13 protein-coding genes and 3 rRNA genes are annotated in these 19,091 nt (G+C 61.7%); all 16 read left to right on the forward strand.

The window, feature by feature from the left end:
* The first annotated feature begins 269 nt into the window (after positions 1–269).
* The 16 genes from K323_RS0102140 to K323_RS0102210 all read left to right on the forward strand — a co-directional run bounded on the left by K323_RS0102140 (position 270) and on the right by K323_RS0102210 (position 19,078).
* Positions 270–1,804, forward strand: a 16S ribosomal RNA gene (locus tag K323_RS0102140).
* A gap of 493 nt (positions 1,805–2,297) precedes the next feature.
* Positions 2,298–5,427: ribosomal RNA gene (locus K323_RS0102145) — 23S ribosomal RNA — on the forward strand.
* A gap of 120 nt (positions 5,428–5,547) precedes the next feature.
* A 5S ribosomal RNA gene (gene rrf, locus K323_RS0102150) occupies positions 5,548–5,664 on the forward strand.
* The 16S, 23S and 5S rRNA genes sit together here, the layout of an rRNA operon.
* A 292-nt stretch (positions 5,665–5,956) precedes the next feature.
* Positions 5,957–6,430, forward strand: coding sequence for a hypothetical protein (locus tag K323_RS23800; protein WP_157509318.1), 474 nt, complete (start codon positions 5,957–5,959; stop codon positions 6,428–6,430).
* Between the two features lie 218 nt (positions 6,431–6,648).
* On the forward strand, positions 6,649–7,461 hold the full coding sequence (locus K323_RS23805; protein ID WP_245570902.1) for a tetratricopeptide repeat protein: 813 nt from the start codon (positions 6,649–6,651) through the stop codon (positions 7,459–7,461).
* Entirely contained in the window at positions 7,442–8,467 is a 1,026-nt protein-coding gene (locus K323_RS0102160) for an HAD-IIA family hydrolase (protein ID WP_022883644.1), read from the forward strand. Before K323_RS23805 ends, K323_RS0102160 begins: the two co-directional genes overlap by 20 nt.
* Positions 8,468–8,477: 10 nt before the next feature.
* Complete coding sequence (locus tag K323_RS23810) at positions 8,478–8,753, forward strand: hypothetical protein (protein ID WP_022883645.1); 276 nt, start codon at positions 8,478–8,480, stop codon at positions 8,751–8,753.
* Complete coding sequence (locus K323_RS23815; protein ID WP_022883646.1) at positions 8,753–9,631, forward strand: TlyA family RNA methyltransferase; 879 nt, start codon at positions 8,753–8,755, stop codon at positions 9,629–9,631. The genes K323_RS23810 and K323_RS23815 overlap by 1 nt, the downstream gene beginning before the upstream one ends.
* Positions 9,632–9,635: 4 nt before the next feature.
* Positions 9,636–10,556: an NAD kinase gene (locus K323_RS0102175; protein WP_022883647.1), complete on the forward strand. Its 921-nt coding sequence runs from the start codon at positions 9,636–9,638 to the stop codon at positions 10,554–10,556.
* Positions 10,557–10,626: 70 nt separating this feature from the next.
* Entirely contained in the window at positions 10,627–12,321 is a 1,695-nt protein-coding gene (gene recN, locus K323_RS0102180; RefSeq protein WP_022883648.1) for a DNA repair protein RecN, read from the forward strand.
* Entirely contained in the window at positions 12,318–14,045 is a 1,728-nt protein-coding gene (locus K323_RS0102185) for a CTP synthase (protein ID WP_022883649.1), read from the forward strand. The genes recN and K323_RS0102185 overlap by 4 nt, the downstream gene beginning before the upstream one ends.
* Positions 14,038–14,709, forward strand: coding sequence for an NUDIX domain-containing protein (locus K323_RS0102190; RefSeq protein WP_022883650.1), 672 nt, complete (start codon positions 14,038–14,040; stop codon positions 14,707–14,709). Before K323_RS0102185 ends, K323_RS0102190 begins: the two co-directional genes overlap by 8 nt.
* Before the next feature lie 10 nt (positions 14,710–14,719).
* Positions 14,720–15,718 (forward strand): LacI family DNA-binding transcriptional regulator, encoded by a 999-nt coding sequence (locus tag K323_RS0102195; RefSeq protein WP_022883651.1) that lies wholly within the window; start codon positions 14,720–14,722, stop codon positions 15,716–15,718.
* Between the two features lie 167 nt (positions 15,719–15,885).
* The gene (locus K323_RS0102200) at positions 15,886–17,190 is read left to right on the forward strand and encodes an extracellular solute-binding protein (RefSeq protein ID WP_051147181.1); all 1,305 of its coding nucleotides are present in this window, start codon (positions 15,886–15,888) and stop codon (positions 17,188–17,190) included.
* A gap of 44 nt (positions 17,191–17,234) precedes the next feature.
* Positions 17,235–18,182 (forward strand): carbohydrate ABC transporter permease, encoded by a 948-nt coding sequence (locus K323_RS0102205; protein ID WP_022883653.1) that lies wholly within the window; start codon positions 17,235–17,237, stop codon positions 18,180–18,182.
* Positions 18,179–19,078: a carbohydrate ABC transporter permease gene (locus K323_RS0102210; RefSeq protein ID WP_022883654.1), complete on the forward strand. Its 900-nt coding sequence runs from the start codon at positions 18,179–18,181 to the stop codon at positions 19,076–19,078. Before K323_RS0102205 ends, K323_RS0102210 begins: the two co-directional genes overlap by 4 nt.
* The last annotated feature ends 13 nt before the right edge of the window (positions 19,079–19,091 follow it).

Here is a 19,091-nt window from a genome sequence, read left to right on the forward strand (position 1 = left end):
GTAGAGAAGTTGCCCCATTGCGATGGCCGGGAGGTCTGAGGTTGGGGTGTCCGATCCTTGAGAACTCAACAGCGTGCACTATGTCAAATGCCAAAAACCTCGTCGTTGGACTTCGGTCTGATGAGGAGATTCCTTTGGAAAAGATTAATGGATAGAAGCAAGTCAGTAATGATTTGTTCTGTCAGTTTCAAACTTGTGTTTGGTTCGCCTATTCCGGTGGCCTTTCACACTAGATGTGACGCTGGGTTCGCCTGGTTGTCTGTCAAACATTTACGGAGAGTTTGATCCTGGCTCAGGACGAACGCTGGCGGCGTGCTTAACACATGCAAGTCGAACGATGAAGGGGAGCTTGCTCCTTGGATTAGTGGCGAACGGGTGAGTAACACGTGAGTAACCTGCCCTTGACTCTGGGATAAGCGTTGGAAACGACGTCTAATACCGGATATGACAGCTGACGGCATCGTCTGGTTGTGGAAAGAATTTTGGTTGGGGATGGACTCGCGGCCTATCAGCTTGTTGGTGAGGTAATGGCTCACCAAGGCGACGACGGGTAGCCGGCCTGAGAGGGTGACCGGCCACACTGGGACTGAGACACGGCCCAGACTCCTACGGGAGGCAGCAGTGGGGAATATTGCACAATGGGCGCAAGCCTGATGCAGCAACGCCGCGTGAGGGACGACGGCCTTCGGGTTGTAAACCTCTTTTAGTAGGGAAGAAGTGGCTCTTTTTTGAGTTGTGACGGTACCTGCAGAAAAAGCACCGGCTAACTACGTGCCAGCAGCCGCGGTAATACGTAGGGTGCAAGCGTTGTCCGGAATTATTGGGCGTAAAGAGCTCGTAGGCGGTTTGTCGCGTCTGCTGTGAAATCCCGAGGCTCAACCTCGGGCCTGCAGTGGGTACGGGCAGACTAGAGTGCGGTAGGGGAGATTGGAATTCCTGGTGTAGCGGTGGAATGCGCAGATATCAGGAGGAACACCAATGGCGAAGGCAGATCTCTGGGCCGTAACTGACGCTGAGGAGCGAAAGCATGGGGAGCGAACAGGATTAGATACCCTGGTAGTCCATGCCGTAAACGTTGGGAACTAGATGTGGGGGCCATTCCACGGTCTCCGTGTCGCAGCTAACGCATTAAGTTCCCCGCCTGGGGAGTACGGCCGCAAGGCTAAAACTCAAAGGAATTGACGGGGGCCCGCACAAGCGGCGGAGCATGCGGATTAATTCGATGCAACGCGAAGAACCTTACCAAGGCTTGACATATACGAGAACGCCGCAGAAATGTGGAACTCTTTGGACACTCGTATACAGGTGGTGCATGGTTGTCGTCAGCTCGTGTCGTGAGATGTTGGGTTAAGTCCCGCAACGAGCGCAACCCTCGTCCTATGTTGCCAGCACGTTATGGTGGGAACTCATGGGATACTGCCGGGGTCAACTCGGAGGAAGGTGGGGATGACGTCAAATCATCATGCCCCTTATGTCTTGGGCTTCACGCATGCTACAATGGCCGGTACAAAGGGCTGCGATACCGTAAGGTGGAGCGAATCCCAAAAAGCCGGTCTCAGTTCGGATTGAGGTCTGCAACTCGACCTCATGAAGTCGGAGTCGCTAGTAATCGCAGATCAGCAACGCTGCGGTGAATACGTTCCCGGGCCTTGTACACACCGCCCGTCAAGTCATGAAAGTCGGTAACACCCAACGCCGGTGGCCTAACCCGTAAGGGAGGGAGCTGTCTAAGGTGGGATCGGTGATTAGGACTAAGTCGTAACAAGGTAGCCGTACCGGAAGGTGCGGCTGGATCACCTCCTTTCTAAGGAGCATGTGCAGTCTCGTGGAGTCTTTGCTGTTTACACGGAGTGAAGCGAGAATTAACTGCCAAGTTGTACCAGCCTGTTCGGGTTGGACAACGCTCATGGGTGGAACATTGACATAGATGCCGGATGAAGTTCGCTTCACTTAGTACGCCCCAGTGTTTATTCACTGTCGGTTGGAATGGTGGGGTGGACGGGGGCTGGTATACCGCACGCTGTTGGGTCCTGAGGGACCGGGCCGGCCATTGGGTTGGACTGTTCCTCTGGACCTTTTCTCGTTTCCATTACTTGGGGCGGGGGAGGGTACCGCCCGTACTTTGAGAACTACACAGTGGACGCGAGCATCTTAGATTCGAGACTTCGGTCTCGAATCACAAAGATTGAGCCGGCGAAATCGTTCAGCCTTTGGGTTGTTCTTTTTTGTTGGCTCTTTCATTGGTCAATTTCTGTCGCGAATTTATTCGTGACCTTAATCGATTCGAACTCATGTGATTTCAAATTTCTAAGAGCAAACGGTGAATGCCTTGGCATGTAGAGCCGAAGAAGGACGTAGTAATCTGCGATAAGCCTCGGGGAGTTGATAAACGAACTGTGATCCGAGGATGTCCGAATGGGGAAACCCCGCCAGGCCCGTGAGGTGATCTGGTGACTCCCGCCTGAATATATAGGGCGGGTAGAGGGAACGTGGGGAAGTGAAACATCTCAGTACCCACAGGAAGAGAAAACAATAGTGATTCCGTTAGTAGTGGCGAGCGAACCCGGACGAGGCTAAACCGATTATGTGTGATAGCCGGCAGGTGTTGCATGGTCGGGGTTGTGGGACTTTTCTGCTGTCTCTGCCGAGATGGTGAGGGTTAGAGCGTTGTATAGGCGAACAGGATTGAAAGCCTGGTCATAGAGGGTGCGAACCCCGTAGCCGAAATGCAGTAATCGCCCGAAGAGTATCCCAAGTAGCACGGGGCCCGAGAAATCCCGTGTGAATCTGTCAGGACCACCTGATAAGCCTAAATACTCCTACATGACCGATAGTGAACAAGTACCGTGAGGGAAAGGTGAAAAGTACCCCGGGAGGGGAGTGAAATAGTACCTGAAACCGTTTGCTTACAAACCGTTGGAGCAGCCTTGTTGCTGTGACAGCGTGCCTTTTGAAGAATGAGCCTGCGAGTTAGTGATATGTGGCGAGCTTAACCCGAGAGGGGAATGCGTAGCGAAAGCGAGTCTGAATAGGGCGATTCAGTCGCATGTCCTAGACCCGAAGCGAAGTGATCTATCCATGGCCAGGTTGAAGCGTGTGTAAGAGCACGTGGAGGACCGAACCCACTTCAGTTGAAAATGGAGGGGATGAGCTGTGGATAGGGGTGAAAGGCCAATCAAACTTCGTGATAGCTGGTTCTCTCCGAAATGCATTTAGGTGCAGCGTTGTGTGTTTCTTGCCGGAGGTAGAGCTACTGGATAGCTGATGGGCCCTAAAAGGTTACTGACGTTAGCCAAACTCCGAATGCCGGTAAGTGAGAGCGCAGCAGTGAGACGGTGGGGGATAAGCTTCATCGTCGAGAGGGAAACAACCCAGACCACCAACTAAGGTCCCAAAGCGCGTGCTAAGTGGGAAAGGATGTGGAGTTGCACAGACAACCAGGAGGTTGGCTTAGAAGCAGCCACCCTTGAAAGAGTGCGTAATAGCTCACTGGTCAAGTGATTCCGCGCCGACAATGTAACGGGGCTCAAGCACGCCACCGAAGTTGTGGCATTAGCATTTTTGGTAAGCCGCCACCTTGTGTGGTTGGTTCAGCCGTGTTGATGGGTAGGAGAGCGTCGTGTGGCCAGCGAAGCGGCGGTGTAAACCAGCCGTGGAGGCCACACGAGTGAGAATGCAGGCATGAGTAGCGAAAGACGGGTGAGAAACCCGTCCTCCGAAAGACCAAGGGTTCCAGGGCCAGGTTAATCCGCCCTGGGTAAGTCGGGACCTAAGGCGAGGCCGACAGGCGTAGTCGATGGACAACGGGTTGATATTCCCGTACTGGCGAAAAACCGTCCGAACCAATCCAGTAATGCTAAGTATCTGAATCCCGCCGACCAAAGCCTTCGGGTGGAGGGGGTGGGCCTAGCGTACGACCCTATTCTGGTGCGGTTAGCGTATTAACAGGTGTGACGCAGGAAGGTAGCTGAGCCGGGCGATGGTTGTCCCGGTCTAAGGGTGTAGGCCGAGAGATAGGCAAATCCGTCTCTCATGAAGGTTGAGACCCGATGGGTACCCCGTAGGGGGGAAATCAGTGATCCTATGCTGCCAAGAAAAGCATCGACGCGAGGTTTTAGTCACCCGTACCCCAAACCGACTCAGGTGGTCAGGTAGAGAATACTAAGGAGATCGAGAGAATCGTGGTTAAGGAACTCGGCAAAATGCCCCCGTAACTTCGGGAGAAGGGGGGCCTGAGGCGTGAACGGATTTACTCCGGGAGCGTTTGAAGGCCGCAGAGACCAGTGGGAAGCGACTGTTTACTAAAAACACAGGTCCGTGCCAAGTCGCAAGACGATGTATACGGACTGACGCCTGCCCGGTGCTGGAAGGTTAAGAGGAACGGTTAGCACTTCGGTGCGAAGCTGAGAATTTAAGCCCCAGTAAACGGCGGTGGTAACTATAACCATCCTAAGGTAGCGAAATTCCTTGTCGGGTAAGTTCCGACCTGCACGAATGGCGTAACGACTTCCCAGCTGTCTCAACCGCGAACTCGGCGAAATTGCATTACGAGTAAAGATGCTCGTTACGCGCAGCAGGACGGAAAGACCCCGTGACCTTTACTACAGCTTGGTATTGGTGTTCGGTGTGGCTTGTGTAGGATAGGTGGGAGACTGTGAAGCTTGGACGCTAGTTCAGGTGGAGTCACTGTTGAAATACCACTCTGGTCATATTGGATATCTAACTTCGAACCGTGATCCGGTTCAGGGACAGTGCCTGGTGGGTAGTTTAACTGGGGCGGTTGCCTCCTAAAAAGTAACGGAGGCGCCCAAAGGTTCCCTCAACCTGGTTGGCAATCAGGTGTCGAGTGTAAGTGCACAAGGGAGCTTGACTGTGAGACTGACAAGTCGAGCAGGGACGAAAGTCGGGACTAGTGATCCGGCAGTGGCTTGTGGAAGCGCTGTCGCTCAACGGATAAAAGGTACCTCGGGGATAACAGGCTGATCTTGCCCAAGAGTCCATATCGACGGCATGGTTTGGCACCTCGATGTCGGCTCGTCGCATCCTGGGGCTGGAGTAGGTCCCAAGGGTTGGGCTGTTCGCCCATTAAAGCGGTACGCGAGCTGGGTTTAGAACGTCGTGAGACAGTTCGGTCCCTATCCGCTGCGCGCGTAGGAAATTTGAGAAGATCTATCCCTAGTACGAGAGGACCGGGATGGACGAACCTCTGGTGTGTCAGTTGTTCCGCCAGGAGCACCGCTGATTAGCTACGTTCGGAACGGATAACCGCTGAAAGCATCTAAGCGGGAAGCCGGCTTCGAGATGAGATTTCCATCCCTTAGGGGGAGAGGCTCGCAGCTAGACTACTGCGTTGATAGGCCGGATGTGGAAGTGAGGACTAAAGACTCATGGAGCTGACCGGTACTAATAAGCCAATAATTTGATAACACTTCGTTCGAATCGAAGATGCTACGCGTCCACTATGTGGTTCTCGATGTACGGTCGAGAACCAAACACACAACATCACGTTGTGCTTGTTTGATTCACTTTGATTAACATCACAAGTGTTTCGGCGGCTATAGCGAGAGGGAAACGCCCGGTCACATTCCGAACCCGGAAGCTAAGACTCTCTGCGCCGATGGTACTGCAGGGGGGACCCTGTGGGAGAGTAGGACACCGCCGGACTTAACTTAGAAACACCAGAATGGCCACCCCAGGGTGGCCATTCTGCGTTAACCCGTACGCTTGAATGAATGAGTGGGTTCGTTGGGGTGCCGGGTGGCAGGATTCGGCTCCTCAGCTCAAACAATCGGCGCTTCGGCATCGACCCTCCGCAGGCTCCGGGCCGACACCGAAACACCGATAACTCGACACCCCGCCGAACCCTGCCACCCGGCCGCAAGACTTCCGGACGACCGGACGAAAATACAACAGGAGATACAAGTGAGTCCATCAGGATCGCGCGACGAGCCTCGACGTGACAGCAAGAATCCCCGCAGCGGTGAAGGTAACCCGCGCAGCAGCGGTGGCGGAGAACGGAAGCCTTATCGAGGCGGTTCCGAGCGTCGTGACGACGCACGGCCGGCCAGAGACGGCGAACGCAAGCCGTACGCCGGCAAGTCCGATCGCCCGGCACGCGATGGAGCACGCCCCGCCCGCGATGGCGAACGGAAGCCATGGGCAAAGGATGGAGAACGGAAGTCTTACGGCGCCGGCTCCGATCGCTCTGCACCGCGTGACGGTGCACGTCCGGCTCGCGATGGCGCACGTCCGGCTCGCGATGGCGCACGTCCGGCTCGTGATGGTGAGCGTCCGGCTCGTGATGGTGAGCGGAAGCCGTGGGCTAAGGATGGCGCGCGCCCTGCCCGTGATGGCGAGCGAAAGCCGTGGAGCAAGGACGGGGCCCGGCCTGACCGGCCTGCGCGCGATGGAGAGCGCAAGCCGTGGGTGAAGGACGGTGAACGGAAGCCGCACAGCGGCGGCTCCGACCGGTCTGGTCCTCGCGATGGCGCACGCCCGCCCCGTGATGGGGAGCGCAAGCCGTGGAGCAAGGACGGGGCTCGGCCTGACCGACCCCGCCGGGACGCCGGTTCTTCGGAACAGCGCCTCTGGACCAGAGGCGGCGCGCCAGCACGCGGCGACCGCGAAGCCCACGCCGTCGAAGAGGAGATGACCGAAGAGCAACGCATGCAGCGGGAGCTGCGTGCCGTGCGTCCTCGTCACGACGACCCCGAACTGCCAGAAGACGTCACAGCAAAAGATCTGGACCGCGTCGCGCGCAACGAGCTGAAGACCCTCACCAAAGACAACGCAGAAGCAGTTGGCCGTCACATGGCGATGGCCGCCCGCCTCATCGACGAAGACCCGGCACTGGCGCACAGGCACGCCATGTCGGCAGCCAGGCGCGCAGGCCGTATCGCGGTAGTGCGGGAGACCCTCGCGATCACCGCATACGCAACAGGGGACTTTGCGCTGGCCCTTCGCGAACTGCGCACCTACCGCCGCATCTCCGGCTCCAACGACCAGCTGGCGCTGATGGTCGACAGCGAACGGGGAGTTGGCCGGCCAGATCGTGCACTTGAACTCGGTCGCTCGGTCGACCGCGCGACACTTCCGGTTCCTGAGCAGGTCTCCGTGGCGATCGCAATGTCGGGGGCACGCCTCGACCTCGGCCAGACGGAGTCCGCGTTGAGCGAGCTCGAGATCCCGCAGCTCGATGCGTCCAGGGCGTACTCCTACAGCCCTGAGCTGTTCGCCGCGTATGCGGAGGTGCTCGGGGAGCTTGGGCGGGTGGAAGACGCACAACGCTGGAGCGAACTCGCCGCGCGTGCCGACGCTGCTTTGGGCGCTTCGGAGGCCGACGACGAGACGATGGAAATCATCGATCTCGACGAGACCGACGAGCAGGATACCGAGATCGGCTCGCCAGGTTTCGAGCGTGGGGTTGAGGAGACCGACGACGATGTTCGGTCGGAAGACTAAAGCGGTGACGCCGCTCGACGGGGTCGACGTCGTCCTGGCCGACCTCGACGGCGTCGTCTACACCGGTCCAGCCGCCATTCCGTTCGCAATCGACAGCCTCAACCGCGCGGCCGAGTCCATCCGTGTCGGTTACATCACCAACAACGCGTCTCGCACTGACCAGTCGGTCGCCGACCACCTGACCGAGCTCGGTCTCACCGTTGCGGCAACGGATGTCGTCACGTCGCCCCAGGCAGCTGTGCGTCTGCTTGCAGAGCAGGCGGCGCCTGGCTCCAGCATCCTCGTGGTCGGCGGAGACGGCCTCGTCGACGAGGTACAGAAGGCCGGCTTCGTTGTGACCCGCTCTGCCCTCGACGACCCGGCGGCCGTCATCCAGGGCTTTGCCCCTGAGGTGGGGTGGACCGAACTCGCCGAGGCCTCATTTGCGCTGGCCAGTGACGTAGAGGGTGGCGGCATCCCCTGGATCGCCACCAACACCGACTGGACCATCCCGGTGGCGCGCGGAATCGCGCCGGGCAACGGCACCCTGGTTTCTGCCGTGCACTCCGCCGTCGGGAGACTACCGATTGTTGCAGGCAAGCCGGAAATCGCCATCTTCACCGAGGCCGTGAATCGCTTCCAGGCCCGCCACGCCCTGTTCGTCGGCGACCGGCTTGATACCGACATCCTGGGCTCGAACCGGGCCGGCATCCCCTCCGTTCTCGTACTGACCGGTGTCGACAAGGCGAAGCACGTGCTCGCGGCCGATGCCGATTCCCGGCCGACCTTCATTCTCGGAGACCTCCGTGAGTTGCACGAGCCCTACCCGGAGACGAGCTTCTCCCGAGACCGCACCACCGCAACAGTGGCCGGTGCAGCCGTGCGCATCCGCGGCAATGACGTCGAGATCACAGCAGAGGGAGACGGCGCAATCAATCTGCTGCGCGCCGCCTGCGCCATCATCTGGGCCTCCGGCCGACCGATCTATGGCCTCAAGGTACCCGAGCGACTCACCCTCTGGCGGTAACCTAGTAGGTGTGACCACCGAGGATGCCAGAACCACCGAGGATGCCAGCAGCGCTGAGAATTCCAGCAGCGCTGAGAATTCCAGCAGCGCTGAGAATTCCACAACCGCTGGGGATTCCAGAACAGACGGCGATGTCGGCACCGGCACGCCTGACGACGGGCTGGTCTCCCGCCTGGCCGTGATCGAGGACCAGCCGCTGGAATCTCGCGCCGCCGCATACTCGCAGCTCCTCGATCAGTTGCAGGGTCGCCTTGAAGGCGGGGATGTGCCCCGGTCGACCAACTGATGGCGGGGACCCGGCTCGACGCCGCACTGGCTGAACGCGGGCTGGTGCGCTCGCGCACCCAGGCGGCACGCCTGATCGCGGACGGGCTGGTCACTGTTGACGGCGAACCCGTCGTCAAGCCCTCGCACAAGGTAGGCGACGAGCACGTGCTCGCGGTCGCGCCGACCGACCACTACGTGAGCCGCGGTGCGCACAAGCTGATCGCGGCGCTGGATGCCTTCGCCGTGTCGGTTGCCGGTCGCATCGCGCTGGATGCCGGAGCTTCGACCGGCGGTTTCAGCCAGGTGTTGCTCGAACGTGGAGCCGACCGGGTACTCGCGGTCGATGTCGGCCACGGGCAATTGGCGGCCTCGCTCGCCCTGGAGCCGCGCCTTTCCCTCGTGGAGGGATTCAACCTGCGGTACGCGTCCCCGGAGACGCTCGCTGCGGCATCCGGCGTTCGGGAACGACCCGATCTGGTTGTCGGTGACCTCTCCTTCATCTCGCTGACTACCGTGCTGCCTGCGCTCGTCCGGGCGGCAACACCCGGTGCCGACTTCGTGCTTTTGATCAAACCGCAGTTCGAGGTAGGCAGGGGAGGCATTCGCGAGGGCGTCGTGCACAATCCGGCGTTGCGAGCCGACGCGATCACCGGGGTACTCTGGGCCGCGTGGGATCTCGGGCTTCTGACCATGGGACTCATCGCCTCGCCGATCGCCGGCGGTTCAGGCAACCGGGAGTATCTGTGCTGGCTGACGGCTGCTGACGATGCCCTGGCGAAAGCGAAAGCGACGGCGAATGGCCAAGCGAATCCCGAATCGGACCCAGGCGAACTCTCCACGCCACGAGGCAATCCGACACAATGGACTGACCGGATAACCGCACTGGTGGGAGCCTGACACGATGAGCGAGAAGCCACGCAACATTCTTGTCGTCGCCCACACGGGCCGCGACGATTCGCTGGAAGCTGCCGTCACGGTGTGCGAGCAACTCATCGCGGCCGGGGCCGTTCCCGTGCTCGACCGGGGCGAGCGCGACGACATCCGTGCCGTCGCCCCCGGGCTGAACGGCGCACTCGCCATTCTCGACGAGACCGTCGCACCTGGTGACCTCGAACTCGCCATCGTTCTCGGCGGAGACGGAACGATCCTGCGCGCGGCGGAACTCGTTCGCGGCTGCTCTGCACCGCTTCTCGGAATCAACCTCGGCCATGTCGGGTTTTTGGCCGAAAGCGAACGCGACGACCTCGGTGAAGCCGTTCGCCGGGTACTCGCACGCGATTATCACGTCGAAGAACGCATGACCATTTCGGTGCGAGTGAAGGTCGACGACGAAGTCGTCTACGAGACCTGGGCGCTCAACGAAGCGACCGTCGAGAAGGCCAGCAGAGAACGGATGCTGGAGGTCGTCATCGAGGTCGACGGTCGTCCGCTCTCGTCGTTCGGCTGTGACGGGGTGGTCATGTCGACGCCCACCGGGTCGACTGCTTATTCGTTCTCGGCCGGTGGCCCTGTCGTGTGGCCGACGCTCGACGCGATGCTCCTGGTGCCGCTCAGCGCCCACGCGCTCTTCGCCCGCCCTCTCGTCGTCGCGCCAGACTCATCGCTGGCCGTTGAGGTGCTGGCCCGCACGAACGGTTCAGCCGTGCTCTGGGCCGACGGTCGACGGCCGTTCGACCTCCCGGCCGGCGCCCGCGTCATCGTGCGCCGCTCCAGCGTTCCGGTGAGGCTGGCGCGCCTGCACAGCGGGCCGTTCACCGACCGGCTGGTCAAGAAGTTCGATCTGCCGGTGCACGGCTGGAGGGGCCCGGTCGGTCGTGAGTGAGACGATCGCATGCGAGATGGTCCGAATGATTACAGTCTGTGATGAGTCCAGTCATGATCGGTGAGAAGGAATGATCGAGGAACTTTCCATCAAAGACCTGGGGGTCATCGCAGAAGCGACGCTGCCACTCGGCCCAGGGTTCACCGCGGTGACCGGTGAGACCGGCGCCGGCAAGACCATGGTCGTCACGGCGCTCGGCCTGTTGCTGGGTGAGCGAGCGGATGCCGGAACCGTGCGTGAAGGACAGCCGCAGAGCTGGGTGGAGGGCCGCTGGCTCATCGACCCCGAGAGTGCAGCCGCCGAACGCGTGCGTGATGCCGGGGGAGAGCTCGACGGGCCGGAACTGATCCTCGGGCGTTCGGTCTCCGTCGAGGGGCGTAGCCGCGCCATCGTTGGCGGGCGGAGTGCGCCGGCCAGTGTGCTGGGCGATCTCGGCGCCGACCTCGTTGTGGTGCACGGCCAGTCAGACCAGGTGCGCCTGCGCTCCGCCGTTGCCCAGCGGGAGGCACTCGACCGGTTCGCCGGTGTAGAGCTCGCTGCATGCCTCGCGACGTATCAGCACGCATTCCATCGTTGGCAGGCCAACGCGGCAGAGCTCGACCGGCTCACCAGGGAACAGGACGAACGCGCGGCAGAGGCCGCCGAGCTTCGCACCGCGATCGCCGAGGTCGAGACCGTCGCGCCCCAATCGGGTGAAGACACCGACCTCACCGAGCGGGCAGAACGACTGAGTAATCTTGAGGAACTGCGCCTCGGTGCGGCACAGGCTCGCGAGCTTTTGTCGGCAGAAGAGAATCCGGATGACGCTCCAGACGCCATCGCGATGCTCGAGTCGGCGAGACGGCACCTCGAACGCGTCGCCGGGCATGACCCGGCGCTTCCGGCCCTCACCGAGGCGATCGCGAACGCGGGATTTGTGGTCTCGGACATCGCAGCCCAACTCTCCAGCTACCTCGCCGGTCTCGACGCGGACGGTGCCCGCGAACTCGACATCGTGCAGGAACGACGCGCCGATCTCACCGCCCTTTCGCGCAAATTCGAAGGCGGAATCGACGAGGCCATCGCCTTCCTCGATACGGGGAGCGCACGCCTGCTCGAACTCGACGGCGACTCTGACCGGCTCGATCGGCTGAAGGCAGACACGGAGTCAGATCGTGTCACGGTCGATGAACTCGCGGGCAGGCTGAGCTCCCTGCGAGCTGAGGCGGCCGGCGCCCTCGGCGAGGCCGTGACCGCTGAACTGTCGGCGCTGGCCATGCCAGACGCGGCACTCGTCGTGCAGATCGATACCCGTGACGAACTCACCGCAGCCGGACGCGACACGGTCACGATCATGCTGCGGCCCCACGCTGGAGCGCAGCCTCGCTCGCTCGCTCGCGGGGCATCCGGTGGCGAACTGTCTCGAGTCATGCTGGCCATCGAAGTTGTCATCAACGTGTCCGACCCCGTACCGACCTTCGTCTTCGACGAGGTCGATGCCGGGGTGGGCGGGGCGGCGGCGATCGAGATCGGGCGCCGGCTCGCCAGGCTTGCCGAGACCGCGCAGGTGATCGTTGTCACCCACCTCGCGCAGGTGGCGGCCTTCGCCGGAAACCATCTCAGTGTGGTCAAAGACAGCGACGGTGCGGTCACCGCGTCGAGCGTGCGCCAGCTGCAGGGCGATGAACGCACGGCGGAGATGGCCAGGTTGCTCTCCGGCCTGCCCGATTCGGCGAGCGGGCTCGAACATGCCCGCGAGTTGATCTCACTGGCTCATTCGTCATGACTGGCTCACGCGAACTGATAGGCTCGAAGCCCGTGGTGAACATTAGAAACGCGGACAACTCAGACGGCACTACCAAACACATTTTTGTGACCGGTGGTGTCGTTTCTTCGTTGGGCAAGGGCCTGACGGCGGCGAGCCTCGGCAATCTGCTCACGGCACGCGGTCTCCGCGTCGTCATGCAGAAGCTCGACCCCTACCTCAACGTCGATCCCGGCACCATGAATCCGTTCCAGCACGGTGAGGTCTTCGTGACGGATGACGGGGCAGAGACCGACCTCGACATCGGCCACTATGAGCGATTCCTCGACATCAATCTGACACAGGCGGCCAACGTCACCACCGGCCAGATCTACTCGCAGGTGATCGCGAAGGAACGCCGTGGTGAATATCTCGGTGACACCGTGCAGGTGATCCCGCACATCACAGACGAGATCAAGCGGCGCATGCGCCTGCAGGCCACAGACGATCCGAAGCCCGACGTGATCATCACCGAGATCGGCGGCACCGTCGGTGACATCGAGTCGCAGCCGTTCATCGAGGCCGCGCGCCAGGTTCGACACGAACTCGGGCGCGGGAACGTCTTCTTCGTGCACGTCTCCCTGGTGCCGTACATGAACGCCTCTGGGGAGCAGAAGACGAAGCCGACGCAGCACTCCGTTGCGACGCTGCGCTCCATCGGTATCCAGCCCGATGCGCTGGTGCTCCGCAGCGACCGCCCTGTCTCAGAGCCGAACAAGCGCAAGATCGCCCTGATGTGCGACGTCGACGAAGACGCCGTCGTGAACGCCATCGACGTGCCGAGCATCTATGACATCCCCACCATGCTGCATGACCAGGGCCTCGACAGCTACATCATCGACGCACTCGACCTCGAGGCGCCCGCCGTCGACTGGTCGGGCTGGGAAACTCTGCTCGAAGCCGTGCATGAGCCGCGATACGAGGTGAACATCGGGCTGGTCGGCAAGTACATCGACCTGCCGGACGCCTACCTGTCGGTCACCGAAGCCCTCAGGGCTGGCGGCTTTGCGCAGCAGACGAAGGTGAAGATCCACTGGATCGCCTCCGACGAGTGCGAGACGGAGGAGGGCGCCTCCCGAATGCTCGGCGAGCTCGACGGCATCTGTGTGCCAGGCGGATTCGGAGTGCGAGGTATCGAGGGCAAGCTCGGTGCCCTGCGCTTCGCGCGCGAGAACGGCATTCCCGTGCTCGGCCTCTGCCTTGGCCTCCAGTGCATGGTCATCGAGTACGCACGCAACAAGGCAGGCCTTGACGGCGCATCCTCGAGCGAATTCGATCCAGACACCCAATTCCCGGTCATCGCGACCATGGCAGAGCAGGTCGAGATCATCGCCGGTGGAGACCTCGGCGGCACCATGCGCCTCGGCCTCTACCCGGCGGCGCTTGCCCCCGGTTCGCTGGTCGAAGAGCTCTACGGGGCGTCGGAGGCGTCGGAGCGCCACCGCCACCGCTACGAGGTGAACAACTCCTACCGCGACGCGATCGCAGAGGCCGGCATGTGGTTCTCCGGAACGTCGCCAGACGGGCACCTGGTCGAGTACGTCGAACTGAAGCGCGACGAGCACCCGTTCTACGTCGGTACACAGGCGCACCCCGAGCTGCGCTCGCGCCCGAACAACGCGCATCCGCTGTTCCGTGGGCTGATCAGCGCGGCGCTCGATCGCCAGCAGGCCAGCCGCCTGTTCGAAGTGAAGGAAGATGCCTGAGTTGACCAGCGCCGGGTCGCCTGCTGCCGAATCGTCCGGTACCGGGTCGCCGATCGAGGACGACCTCGAGTTCGCCCCCGTCTCTGAGTCTGAATTGGCGTTCGAGGGCAAGGTCTGGAATGTGCGCCGAGACCGGTTCGGCTACAACGATTCGTCGATCGTGCGTGAGTACGTCGAGCACACAGGGGCCGTGGCTGTTCTTGCACTCGATGACCAGGGGCGGGTGCTGCTGATCAAGCAGTACCGGCATCCGGTGCGCGTGCGTGACTGGGAGATCCCGGCCGGGTTGCTTGACGTCGAGGGGGAAGACGCGCTCGCGGCAGCGCAGCGCGAGCTTGCCGAAGAGGCAGACGTGCAGGCGAGCCAGTGGAGCGTGCTGACCGACTTCTACACCTCGCCCGGCGGCAGCTCAGAGGCGATCCGCATCTATCTGGCGCGGGGCCTGAGCGGCCTGGACGCCTTTGACCGCACCGAAGAAGAAGCGGACATCGAGCTGCGCTGGGTGCCGCTCGACGAGTGCGTCGACGCCGCACTCGCACGCCGAATCCAGAACCCGTCCCTGTTACTCGGCGTGCTCGCGGCACAGGCGTCGAAAGCCCGCGACTGGAGCACTCTGGCGCCTGCAGACGCGCCGTGGCCGCGGCATCCGTCGAACTGGCGCTAGATTCAAGATCATGCGCGCAACCGTGAAGGATGTCGCCAGCCGTGCCGGTGTCTCTCCCAAGACCGTCTCGAACGTCGTCAACGGACTGGTGCCGGTCAGTGAGAAGACCAGGGAAAGGGTCGAGCGCGCGCTGGTCGAACTCGACTACGTACCGAACCTCTCCGCACGCGGACTGCGGACCGGGCGCTCAGGCCTGATCGCCCTGGCGCTGCCGAACCTGCAGACCGCATATTCCGCTGAGATCGTGAGCGCCATCGTCGACATTGCCCACGCGTCCGGATGGAGCGTGCAGGTCGAAGAGACCGGCATGGAGCCCGTGCGGGAGCGCGAACTGCTGGTCAAAGCGCGTGCGCACCAGATCGACGGGCTCATCCTGAACCCGGTCGTCCTCGAAGACAGCGCAATCGAGCGAGGGACCAACCTGCCACCGGTCGTCATCATCGGTGAGGTCGAACAGGAGCTCACCGATCGCGTCTGCGTCGACAGCGAGGGTGCGGCCTGGGAGATGACCCGCTTCCTCCTTGGCCTTGGGCACCGCAGCATCGTGGCGGTGGGTGCCGGCGCACGATCGGTCTCCGCGGCCGGTCATCTGCGTGCACTCGGGTACCGCCGTGCGATGAGCGAGGCCGGCCTCGAAACGATCGAGGTCGAAGAAGGCACGTGGAGCCACGCGGGTGGTGCCGCGGTGGTGGAGGAATACCTCAGCCACAATGACCTGCCAGATGCGTTCTTCTGCTTCACGGATGGTCTGGCGATCGGTGCATTGGGTACCCTGGCCGAACGCGGCCTCTTCGCGCCAGATGATGTTTCCGTCGCCGGATTCGACGACATCGAAGCGGCGAAGTATCTCGTCCCGGCCTTGACCACCGTTTCGTTCGACAAGAGGGCATTCGCAGAGGCCACGTTTGCCAAACTCGTCAACCGGATGACGAACCGGTCAGCGGAGCCGGGACTGACCGTCGTCCCCCACGCATTAGTGGAACGGGCAAGCACCCGGGCCCGTCCGTGAGCCCGCCGTGTGCAGATTCCGGACATCGTCTTGCGCAATCGTTTACAACGATGTAATTTCGTCTACAACGATGTAATTCCTGTTGGACACGTATCACGAAGGAGTGACGGGTGAAGCAACCGAACGCACAGGTAGAGACGGTGTCTGCCGGCCTGACCCGCCGGAACATGCTCAGGGGGAGTGTCGCAGTCTTGGGCGGTGCATTCATCACTGCGGCTCTCGCCAGCTGTACGCCCGCGTTCGCGCAGCAGGTGCAGCAGCTCAAGTTCTGGCACCTGCTCAGCGGTGGCGACGGAATCAAGATGAACGCACTCGTGCAGACCGTCGACGCTGAGAATCCCGAGTTCCGCGCCACTCAGTCAGTGTTGGCCTGGGGCACGCCGTACTACACGAAACTCGCGATGGCATCCGTCGGCGGGCGCGCCCCAGACGTGGCGATCATGCACGTCACCCGCGTGGCCGGCTACGCGCCGGGCGGGTTGCTTGACCCGTGGGACAGGAAGATCCTCGCCGAGGAAGGCGTCACCGAAGACTCGTTCCTGCCGAGGGTGTTCGAAAAGGGCGTGATCGACGGTGAGCTGTTCTCTGTCGCCCTCGACACGCATCCGTTCATCATGATGTACAACACCGAGATCGCCGATCAGGCCGGTGTTCTCGGCCCGGACGGCCTGATGCAGCAGATCGACTCACCGGAGCAGTTCCTCGAGGTGGCCTCGAAGATTCAGCAGGTCACCGGCAAATTCGGGATCTCGTACGGCTACCTCGGTGATGGCGCACAGATGTGGCGGCTGTTCTACACCTTCTACGCCCAGCAGGGCGCAGGGATGGTGCTGGAGCCCGGCAAACCGGCGGAGGTCGACATGGATGCGGCGGTGAAGGCACTCGAATTCATCCGCACCATGCTCGACGGCACCATCGCGAGCGCGAGTGGTGACTACGCGACGGCAATCAGCGAGTTCATCGGCGGTGGCAGCGGCATCCTGCTCACCGGCGTCTGGGAACTGCCCACCATGCAGAACGCGGAGATCCCATTCGATGCCGCGCCGATCCCCACGCTGTTCGGCACACCGGCCACCTACGCGGACTCCCACACCTTCGTTCTGCCGCACCAGAATGACCCGGACGAAGCGAAACGGCGCGATGTGTACACCTTCGTTGCCGGGATCCTCAAGAACTCGATCAGTTGGGCGGAGGCCGGGCACATTCCGGCGTACCTGCCGATCGTCGACAGCCCCGATTATGAGGCGCTGCTTCCGCAGTCGCACTATGCGCAGGCGGCCGAGAACGTGGTCTTCGATCCAGTGGCCTGGTTCAGCGGATCCGGATCGGACTTTCAGAACTACTTTCTGCAGTACGTGCAGGACGTATTCAGGGGCAACCAGGACCCGCACGAAGGCATGCAGGCATTCGTCGATCGCCTGGACGTGCTGCTCAGCCGGCCCAATCCGCTCGCGCCCGCAGACGCGAACTGACCCACCCACTTCACGCGACGACGAAACTGACGAAGGAGTCATTCGTGACGACAGCAGCGCAACTCAACCGGAGGACAGCCGCACTGGACGGTCTGGCCAAGCCGGCAAAGACACCACTCAGTTCCAAACGCCGCGATTCCCTCCACGGTTGGGCATTCGCGGCACCGTTTGTGATCGCGTTTCTGCTCTTTCTGATCTGGCCCGTCATCTTCGGTTTCTACCAGAGCCTGACCAGCCAGTCCATCACCGGAGCAAACAGCGAACTCATCGGATTCGCAAACTACGCCGAGGCGTTCGGCGACGTGGAGATGTGGCGCTCGCTCGGCAACACGCTCTGGTTCACCGTGCTGAGCACGATTCCCCTCGTCGTCGTTGCGCTGGTGCTCGCACTGCTCGTGAACCTCGGCCTGCCCGGCCAGTGGTTGTGGCGGCTCTCGTTCTTCATGCCGTTCCTGCTGGCCTCCACCGTCGTGTCGCTGTTCTGGGTGTGGATGTACAACCCGCAGCTGGGCCTCATCAACGACATCCTGTCGACGTTCGGCCTTCCCGCCGTCGACTGGCTTCAGGACCAGAACACGGCGATGATCGCTATCGTCATCGCAACGGTCTGGTGGACCGCCGGCTTCAACTTCCTGCTGTACCTGGCCGCACTGCAGAACATTCCAGAGCAGCAATACGAGGCTGCAGCGCTGGACGGGGCAGGCAAGTGGCGCCAGCTGTTCTCCATCACCATTCCGAATCTGGCGCCAACGACGATCCTGATCCTGATCCTGCAGGTACTCGCCTCGCTGAAGGTCTTCGACCAGATCTACCAGATGACAGCCGGTGGGCCAGGCGGTTCGACCAGGTCGATCGTGGAGTACGTCTACGAGACGGGCTTCACCGCCTACCGATTGGGCTACGCGTCGGCGGTCGCCTACGTGTTCTTCGCCCTCATCATCATCGTGTCGCTCATCCAACTTCGCATTTCCGCACGAAAGGGCGCCTCATGACCCAGACACTGACTCCGCCCGCTTCGTCGGACACGCCGCCACGGATCATCTCCGCGCGGCCGAGGCGCAAGCCGTTCCGCCCGTCTTCGGTCGTCGCCGTCGTCATCCTCGCCGTGCTCGCGATCATCTGGCTGCTCCCGTTCGCGTGGGCATTCGTCACGTCGCTCAAGAGCGAGACGGATGCCGGTGCGGTTCCTGTCACCTGGTTCCCAGAGGGCGGTTTCAGTTTCGACGCCTATACCAAGGTGTTGACCGAGGGAAACATCCCGCAGTGGGCGTTCAACAGCATCCTGACCTCGGTGGTCATCACCGTCATCACGGTGGTCATCTCGGCGCTCGCCGGCTACGCGTTCTCCCGAATAGACTTCACGGGCAAGAAGGTGCTGTTCTTCGTCATCATCGCGTCGATCATCGTTCCGCCGCAGATGCTGATCGTGCCGCTGTTCTACCAGATGCTCGCGTTTGACATGATCGACACGTACTGGGGCATCATCTTGCCGCAGATCATTGCGCCGGCCATGGTCTTCATCCTGAAGAAGTTCTTCGACCAGGTGCCGATCGAACTCGAGGAGGCGGCGCGGGTCGATGGCGCCAGCCGACTGCGTGTCTTCACCCAGATCGTGCTGCCGCTGTCGCGACCGATCCTGGCCGCGGTATCGATCTTCGTGTTCATCGCTGCCTGGAACAACTTCCTCTGGCCGTTCATCGTGGTCAACGACTCGTCGCTGATGACCCTGCCCGTTGGCCTGCAGACCATCGAGAGCGCGTTCGGGGTGCAGTACGCCCAGAACATGGCTTCGGCCATCCTCGCCGCGCTGCCGCTGATCATCGTGTTCCTGTTCTTCCAGCGCCAGATCATCAAGGGCGTGGCGACGACCGGCTTCGGCGGGCAGTAGCCGAGCCAGGTCG

It is taken from the genome of Glaciibacter superstes DSM 21135 (genome assembly GCF_000421145.1).
GTDB classification, from domain to species: Bacteria; Actinomycetota; Actinomycetes; order Actinomycetales; family Microbacteriaceae; genus Cryobacterium; species Cryobacterium superstes.